Below are 2,222 nucleotides of genomic sequence, written 5' to 3' on the forward strand. Positions count from 1 at the left end.
GCCCCGACCACGCCATCCGACACACTCGCTGTAAACATCTCCGGCGCGTCGCTATCGAGATTACCCGCGGCGAGATTCCGCCGCCGGGTCACCGAAGTGCCACCTGCGCCGTCTGTGGCGACGAGACGTTCGTCCCGATGGACGCACGAGGCCCGCAACTCTGTGCCGACCACGAGCACCACACCGGCGACCTCGTCCGCGACAGGGAAACCGGGAGTCTCCTCGTCGTTACACGAGCGATGGAACGCCGCGCCGACGAAACCCCAACCGAGACAGGAAAACACGTCTCCGAGTACGAGAGTAACGTCGACTACGGCGACCACGAACCGGTGTTCGAGGCAGTCTACCTCGACTCGCTCCCGGCAGACGCCGGACTCGCCGAACTCGGTCGCTTGAAGACGTATCGGTTCCCGGCCTCTCGACTCAGTCGCGTCGAGCGCGGATTCGTCGGAACGCGCTCGCTCGGCGAAAGGTTAGCCCGCGCCTGAGTCGTCTCCGCGCGCAACGCATCGCTTTCCGCTCGCTTAGTCGTCGTCGCCGAGACGCGTCTGTTTCGGGCCGCCGGTGAACGACTCGAAGTCCTCGCCCTCCGAGAGCGCCGTCTCCTTTTTGACGCGGTAGTTCCCTCCGTCTGTCACATAGAGGTCGCCGGGGTGGAAGAAATACCAGTCCTCGCGGTCGAATCTGACGGCGATGCGGGCCTTCGCACCGAAATTCTGCGAGAAGTAGATGAGCGCTTCGACCTCCTCGCCGCTCAAGTAGATAGGGCGGCCACTGGACGCCTTCGCCTCGATGGCGTAGAACACCTCGCCGTTGCCCGCAAGCACGTCGGGCAGTTCGCGCGTCGTCGCGCTCCCGGACGCGGGGGCACGCATGACCGCGAACCCGGCCTCGTCGAGTTCGTTCACGAGTTCGCGTTCGCGTCGGTCTCCCTTTCTGTTCGAAGACATGCTCGTGACTCGGCCACGACCGTTCATAAATGGACTCAATGGACCTGCGTCAATCCGGCCGTAACTGGGACTGAAAATCGGCCACAAATCGGTTGGAAGACATAACTGAGAAGAGAATAATCACCAAAAGAGTAAGGATTGTGTCGAGTGAACACATATAACACTATGAGGGGTGTACCGGGTCGAAGTATCAAGTACGGCGGGTTCCTCGTCGCCACGATTGGCTTTCTTACGACACGGTACACAGTCCTCGAATCTATCGACCCGACTGCCGGGTTCGCCGAGTTTCTACTCGGTCAGGCCGTATTTCTCGTCTTAGGTCTCGGGTTGACCGTATTCGGTATCGGCTTGGCCGTGAGTTCGTACGAACGGTCGTTCGTCAACACCGTTGCGACGTGGAGCATTCTCGGGGCCACGTCGATGATTCTCGTTCTCGGATTGACGTTCGTCGGCACCGGATACACGACACAGTTGGATGTGTTCGCCCAATCGAGCCTCGTCGCAAACGTCCTCATCGGTGGGTCTATCGGCGGCGCTCTCACCGGTATTCGAACGGCGATGAACGGTCGTCATCGACGCGAACTTTCCGAACAGGCCGACCGTTTGACCGTTCTTAATCGCATCCTCCGGCACGAAGTCCTGAACAAAATAAACGTCATCCGCGGCTACGCTACCCTCGGAGTGGATGACGAAGTCGAACACGCAGAGGACTTTCGGGTTATCCAGCGAAACGCCGACCAAATCGACGCATCAATCTCCGAACTCCGCGCGATTCTCGGTCCCGTGGGGGAGTGCCCAGTCCCGACCGACGTGAGTGCGGCCATCAAAACTGCAATCGACGACGTGTGCAGTGACCACACCGGTATGGCAGTCACACTCGACGTGGATGCACCCGACAACCTGCAGGCGCTCGCCGATGCACATCTCGATACGGCGCTCCGGCACCTGTTAGAGAACGCCGTCGTTCACTCAGAGACAGAATCACCTCACGTCGCAGTCGGAGTATCGGCAACGGAAGACGAGGTACGAATCGAAATCGCTGACGAAGGACCGGGAATTCCTGACAGAGTTGCGGCCGTCGTCGAAGAACGCCGATTGCCGGAGTACGACGACCCGACGACGGGGTTCGGTCTCACGCTCGTCCGCCTGCTCGTCGGAGACAAATACGGTGGCAGCGTCTCCGTCGAGAGCGGCGACGACGGGTCAGTGGTGACGGTGATGCTCGCTCGACCCGGCGACAACATCCTCGGCGGTGACCACACCGCCTACGGT

At 60.7% G+C, this 2,222-nt stretch carries 3 protein-coding genes; 2 read left to right on the forward strand and 1 reads right to left on the reverse strand.

Annotation, left to right across the window (positions count from 1 at the left end):
• Positions 1–488 (forward strand): SWIM zinc finger family protein (locus tag QT222_RS02150; RefSeq protein WP_491476159.1); only part of this gene is annotated, 488 nt, incomplete at its 5' end.
• A 36-nt stretch (positions 489–524) separates the two neighbouring features.
• Here the strand turns inward: QT222_RS02150 and hjc are convergent.
• Positions 525–950 carry a Holliday junction resolvase Hjc gene (hjc, locus tag QT222_RS02155; protein ID WP_004058489.1) on the reverse strand — a complete coding sequence of 142 codons (426 nt, stop codon included), beginning with the start codon at positions 948–950 and terminating at the stop codon, positions 525–527.
• Between the two features lie 165 nt (positions 951–1,115).
• Between hjc and QT222_RS02160 the strand changes: the two genes are divergently transcribed.
• Positions 1,116–2,222: sensor histidine kinase (locus tag QT222_RS02160; protein ID WP_491476160.1), on the forward strand; the 1,107-nt coding region annotated here is incomplete at its 3' end.

It is taken from the genome of Haloferax sp. s1 (assembly GCF_058382125.1).